The sequence below is a fragment of the Streptomyces capoamus genome (assembly GCF_014654935.1).
Classification (GTDB): domain Bacteria; phylum Actinomycetota; class Actinomycetes; order Streptomycetales; family Streptomycetaceae; genus Streptomyces; species Streptomyces capoamus.
Map to the genome: position 1 here is coordinate 134865 of NZ_BNBF01000010.1, position 2631 is coordinate 137495.

At 71.6% G+C, this 2631-nt stretch carries 3 protein-coding genes and 1 pseudogene; 2 read left to right on the forward strand and 2 right to left on the reverse strand.

All coding sequences use genetic code 11. The features are described 5' to 3' along the window. A pseudogene (locus IE312_RS40615) lies at positions 1–228 on the forward strand (hypothetical protein); the annotation flags it as partial. A gap of 100 nt (positions 229–328) precedes the next feature. On the opposite strand, the gene IE312_RS17840 reads toward IE312_RS40615, so the two are convergent. Then, positions 329–787 (reverse strand): type II toxin-antitoxin system PemK/MazF family toxin, encoded by a 459-nt coding sequence (locus IE312_RS17840; protein WP_189982919.1) that lies wholly within the window; start codon positions 785–787, stop codon positions 329–331. 236 nt (positions 788–1023) lie between these two features. On the opposite strand from IE312_RS17840, the gene IE312_RS17845 reads away from it, so the two are divergent. After that, entirely contained in the window at positions 1024–1776 is a 753-nt protein-coding gene (locus IE312_RS17845; protein WP_189982921.1) for an MBL fold metallo-hydrolase, read from the forward strand. 64 nt (positions 1777–1840) lie between these two features. Here IE312_RS17845 and IE312_RS40620 read toward each other — a convergent pair. Further along, positions 1841–2631: PTS transporter subunit EIIC (locus IE312_RS40620; protein ID WP_229899996.1), on the reverse strand; the 791-nt coding region annotated here is incomplete at its 5' end.

Here is a 2631-nt window from a genome sequence, read left to right on the forward strand (position 1 = left end):
ACCCGGGCCCGCCCCTGGAAGCCGGTCACCGCGAGCGGTTCGGCCCTGCGGGCGGTCAACGCGGGCTTCGTCCTCCAGCCGGGTGACGCCACGGCCGCGTACCGGGCGGTGGCCGCCGGCACGGTGAAGCTCACGTCCTCCCGCCCCCTGTGCGCCGAACCCACCGCACCGGGCCGGGTGTCCTGCAAGGGCATCGAGGAATGGTCGGTCACCGTCCGGGTCGGCTAGGGCGTGTCTTTCGGATCACCCCGGGGCCGCGGCACCGACAAGGCACCGCCGATCCGAGTCGGGCTGATTTGAAAGACACGCCCCCGGCCGTGGTGGGACGCTAGCCCGCCAGGTGCCGGACCTGGTCCCACAGGACCGGGTCGACCACGCCCACCCGGCGACGGAAGCCGGTCACCGGGACCTCGCGCAGCTCGTCGGTCTCCAGGAAGCTGGGCCGGCCCTGGGCGTCGCCGACCGCGCCGGGCGGCAGCGGGATCACCCCGGAGCGCTCGTCGTGGTACTTACTGGTGATCTTCGCGACCGTGGCCCGGTCGCCGCGCACGGCCAGCACCAGGCAGGGCCGGTCCTTCACCCCGTCGCGGTCCTCGAAGGGCACGTTCGCCCACCAGATGTCCCCGGGGGTCGGCCGCACCGCGTGCGCGGTCCGCGCACCGGGCCGGCCCGGGGGCCGCAGCCGCCGCCCGCCGGGCCGCCGGCCCCGGCCCCAGCCGTCGACGAGCGTGGCGACCAGCGCGAGCAGTACCACGGCCGCGAGCGCGAGCCACCAGGACGTGTCCATACGATGACGTTACCGGCGTGCGCCGCGCATCGCGCGCCCTCTCCCGGTCCTGGTGCGCCCCGCATCCAGCCGAACCGGTGACAGCGCAGGTGAGTTCGCCCACAACGGCCCCTGGCGGAGGAGCGACCCGTGCTTTCGCGCCTTACGCTCGACAAACCGCACGACCCCCGACAGCCCTCATCCCGAGGGGCCCCCGTCCCGCCCACCGCTCTCCCGCCAACGGAGGTTTCTGCTTCATGAAGCTCACCGTCGTCGGCTGCTCGGGGTCGTTCCCGTCCGCGGAATCGGCCTGTTCGAGCTACCTCGTCGAGGCCGACGGCTTCCGGCTGCTCCTCGACATGGGCAACGGCGCCCTTGGCGAGCTGCAGCGCCACTGCGGTCTCTACGACCTCGACGCGATCTTCCTCAGTCATCTGCACGCCGATCACTGCATCGACATGTGCGCGTACTTCGTGGCGCGCTACTACCGCCATGACGGCGGCCGGTGCGCCCCCCTGCCGGTCTACGGCCCCGAGGGCACCGAGCACCGTCTGACCACGGCCTACGCGGACACCCCCTCCGCCTCCTCCATGAGCGAGGTCTTCGACTTCCACACGGTCAAGCCGTCCGCCTTCGAGATCGGCCCGTTCACCGTGCACACCGAGCGGGTCCGCCACCCCGTGGAGGCCTACGGCATCCGGATCGAGCACGGCGGGAAGTCCCTGACGTACTCCGGCGACACGGGCGTCACCGACGCGCTGGACGAGCTGGCCCGGGACGCCGACCTGTTCCTGTGCGAGGCAGCGTTCACGCACGGCAAGGAGAGCATCCCCGACCTGCACCTCAACGGTCGCGAGGCGGGGGAGACGGCCGCACGCGCGGGGGCGCGCCGCCTGGTGCTCACCCACATCCCGCCGTGGACCGACCCCGAGGTGAACCTGCGGGACGCCCGTGAGGTCTTCACGGGACCGGTGGAACTGGCCGCGCCGCGGGCGACGTACGAGATCTGACGCCCCCACGACAGACGGAAGGCCCCGGAACCGCTCGGTCCCGGGGCCCTCGTGCCGCCTGCTGCTACTTGGCCTCCGCCTTCTGCAGTTCGGCCAGTTCCTCGTCGGACTCGCGGCCCGGGGTCGGCAGGTCGAACCGGGTGATCGCGAAGCGGAAGATCACGTAGTAGACCACCGCGAAGCACAGGCCGACCAGGACCAGGCCCCAGGGGTTGCTCGCGATGCCCAGGTTCAGTCCGAAGTCGACCGCGCCCGCCGAGAAGCCGAAGCCGTCCTTCATGCCCAGCGCCCAGGTCAGCGCCATCGAGACACCGGTGAGGACGGCGTGGATCGCGTACAGCACCGGTGCGATGAACATGAAGGTGAACTCGATGGGCTCGGTGACGCCGGTGACGAAGGACGTCAGCGCGAGCGAGAACATCATGCCGCCGACGACCTTGCGGCGCTCGGGCCGGGCGCAGTGGACGATGGCCAGGCACGCGGCCGGCAGCGCGAACATCATGATCGGGAAGAAGCCGGTCATGAACTGGCCCGCGTGCGGGTCGCCGGCCAGGAAGCGCCCGATGTCACCGCTCTTGCCGTGGTACTCGCCCGCCTGGAACCACGGGAACGAGTTGAGCAGGTGGTGCATGCCGATCGGGATCAGCGCGCGGTTGGCGACACCGAAGATGCCGGCGCCGACCGCGCCGGACCCGACCAGCCACTCGCCGAAGTTGTGCAGGCCCGTGCCGAGCACCGGCCAGATGTAGCCGAAGACGATGCCGAGGAGCAGGCCGGCGAAGGCCGACAGGATCGGGACGAGCCGGCGGCCGCCGAAGAAGCCCGCCCAGTCGGGCAGCTTGGTGCGGTAGAAGC